The sequence below is a fragment of the Phytopseudomonas daroniae genome (assembly GCF_004327285.1).
In the GTDB taxonomy this organism is placed as follows: domain Bacteria; phylum Pseudomonadota; class Gammaproteobacteria; order Pseudomonadales; family Pseudomonadaceae; genus Aquipseudomonas; species Aquipseudomonas daroniae.
This window is the reverse complement of the sequence record NZ_QJUI01000050.1, coordinates 1-2838: the sequence shown is the minus strand read 5'-3', so window position 1 is coordinate 2838 and position 2838 is coordinate 1. Positions and strand designations below refer to the sequence as shown.

Sequence of the window (2838 nt, the reverse complement as noted above, 5' to 3'; positions counted from 1 at the left end):
ATCGCCCCGGTGCCATTGCCCGGGCTACCGCCGGAGTTGATGTTGATCACCGGCCCGCTCAGGGTCACGCCGCCGCCGTCGATCCTGATGAAGCTGCCAGCGGCCTTGAGGGTCAGTTCGCTGCCGGCTTCGAGCACCACTTTCATGCCGCTGCTCAGGTGGATCTCTTGCCCGGCTTCGATGAATTGGCCGGTACCGATCTTCACGTGCTGGTTCACGCCCACGGTCAGGTGGTCGTCGATCCGCGCTTCGACTTTGCGGTCGGCGTGCACGGTGTGGTGTTCTTCGGCCTTGAATTCGCTGTAGCTGTTTTGCTCGACGGTGTCGTGGCGTTCGTTGCCGACGCGGATCTTCTGGTCGTTCTGGACGTTCTCGTCCCAGTCGCGCTGGGCGTGCAGGAAGATCTGTTCCTGGCCTTTCCTGTCTTCGATGCGCAGTTCGTTGTAACCGCCACCACCGGGTGAGCTCAGGGTCTTGAAGGTGCTGCGGGTCTTGTTGGCAGGCAGCTCATAGGGGACGACATTTTCCTTGTGGAACAGGCAGCCGCTGATCAGCGGCTGGTCAGGGTCGCCCTCCAGAAAGGTCACCAGCACTTCCATGCCGATGCGCGGGATGGCGATACCGCCGTACTGGGCACCCGCCCAGGCGGATGAGACGCGCAGCCAGCAGCTGGTCTTGTCATTGGCCTGGCCCTCGCGATCCCAGTGAAACTGTACCTTGACCCGGCCGTACTCGTCGCAGTGGATTTCTTCACCGGGCGGGCCGGTGACGACGGCGCTCTGACTGCCGAGGATGCGCGGTTTGGGATGATGCAGGGGCGGGCGGTTCGGTATGTCCCACGGGGTGGCCTGGAAGCGGTTGCGGTAGCCCTGATGGAAATCGTCTTTGAGCGGGCTCGTGTCGCTGGTGACCGACTCTTCCAAGACCTGGGGCTGCTTACCTTCGTGAACGATTTCAGTGAGCAGCCATAGGTCATTCCATCTGGCTTTGGGGTGTTGGGTCAGGGCGAGAAAATGGCCGCTGACCAGCAACGGCTGGTCGCTTTTACCTTCGGCAAGCTGGTAGTCGCTGCGGTGGCGTTCGAGGGCGCGTTTGGCCAGGTGCTTGCCCCGGTCACGGTCGATGAAACGGCCAGGGTAGTCGTAGTCTTCGAGGTCGGGCAGAGCATCGCCGCGATTCTCGCTTTCCAACTTCAGGCGCGGCTTCTCGAAGTCATAATCGCGGCGGGTGGTGCGGCTGGTACGGGTTTCCAGGCGCAGGTCGAAGCGCTTGATGACCGGGTCATTGGCGACCATGCCGGAGTCTTGCTGGTAGGCCACAGGCGCCAGTTTGGGGAACACTGTCTGGTCATCGCCGAACACCAGTTTGTGGGCCTCGGCGCTGTGCTGGAAGTGGTAATGGATACCTTCTTCCTCGCAGAGACGCTGGATGAACTGCAGATCCGATTCATCGTACTGAACGCAGTAAATGCGCTCGGGATAAATCGCACCGACGTTGAATTCGTAGGCATTGCTCTGAATGCCATGCTCTTCGAGCACCTGGCCGATAATGTTCGGCACCGTGAGGTTCTGGAAGATGCGTTGGTTGATACGGTGCGCCAGGTAGGATAGCTGCGGGCGCAAGGTCACCGCGTAGCGGGTCAGGCGTTTGCCCGACTCACCTTGGGCGGCGCGATAGATCTGCCCATGAATGCCGCTGCCGTCAGGCGAGAGCTGCAGGAAAGCCTGCTTGTGCAGCAGCGTCTCGAGCGCAAGGGAAGGCTGTTCACTGACCAACTCCACATCGAACACGAACGGTTGGCTGATTGCCTCCCGGCCGGTGAGGGCGAATACCTGGAGGTCGTTCGTAAGCCCTTCTACTGTCAGGCTGAAGTGGGTCTGGTTGGCCGGCGCGAACATCCCGTGTTCCTCGTGCAATGCAGCGGCGACCGCAACACCCAGGTAGGGCGCTTGCGGACGCTAACGTTCTTGAAGTGCGCAAACAGCATCGGCCAGCAGTGCTGGCCGATGCATGAACGGTCGGTGGGCTTAGCCAGCGACCGGGGAGCGCCAATCGTCGGAGCCCGAAGTCCCGGATACTTCGTGGGTCCAGGTGATTTTGCGATAGGTGAAATGCACGTCTTCCAGGTGGGTGAAGTGCGAGTTCGACGGATCCTGGCAGTTGTGCATGTAATCCTTGATATCCACGATGATCGCGTCTTCAAGTTTGGTGGTGTAGTAATGCTCCTGGGTGCCTTGGGCAGAGGTGCGGTACCACTGGATTTCGATGCTGGTCATACGCTCACCGGAGGTCAGGGCAGCCAGCAGCAGTGGCGAGGCCTTGTCGAATACCTTGGTGATGACGACGGGCTTGTGCACGCGCTGACCGGTCGGTTGGCCCGACTGCGGGTCACGCGGGATGATCACTTCGTGGCTGAAGCCTTGAACCATGACCTGGTCTTCGTGACCTTCCTGATAGGTGTTGCCAACCGAATCAGCAGTGAACGCGCCGGCGGTGATCAGGCCTTGTTTCTCGCCAGTGATGGACATGTACGCTGGTGTTGCCATGGATGCTCTCCTTGCCAAAATTTAAAGGTGCCCGGAGGCGAAATCGCCGATGGGTTCCAGCTTGTCATCAAGCTTCGTGCCAAATATTAAAAAGCGTACATAAACCAACTGTTTGAGCGCGACTGAGCTTATTTTTCCTCCACCCTGTTAAGGAATATCCCAGAAAAGTGCGCAAGAAGTTGCGCACTGCTGTGCAGATTCTTGCGCATAGGGCTTTATAGGCAGCAATACCGAAGTGTTCAGGGATATATCAACAGGGTTATCCACATGGGGGTGCGCAGTTCTTTGCGCA

General features: G+C 59.3%; 2 protein-coding genes. Both read right to left on the bottom strand.

Annotation, left to right across the window (positions count from 1 at the left end; genetic code table 11):
- The coding region (locus tag DNK06_RS25010; protein ID WP_131182666.1) for a type VI secretion system Vgr family protein at nt 1-1898 on the bottom strand (1898 nt) is incomplete at its 3' end.
- Nucleotides 1899-2027: 129 nt separating this feature from the next.
- On the bottom strand, nt 2028-2546 hold the full coding sequence (locus DNK06_RS25005) for an Hcp family type VI secretion system effector (protein ID WP_131182665.1): 519 nt from the start codon (nt 2544-2546) through the stop codon (nt 2028-2030).
- Nucleotides 2547-2838: the final 292 nt, after the last annotated feature.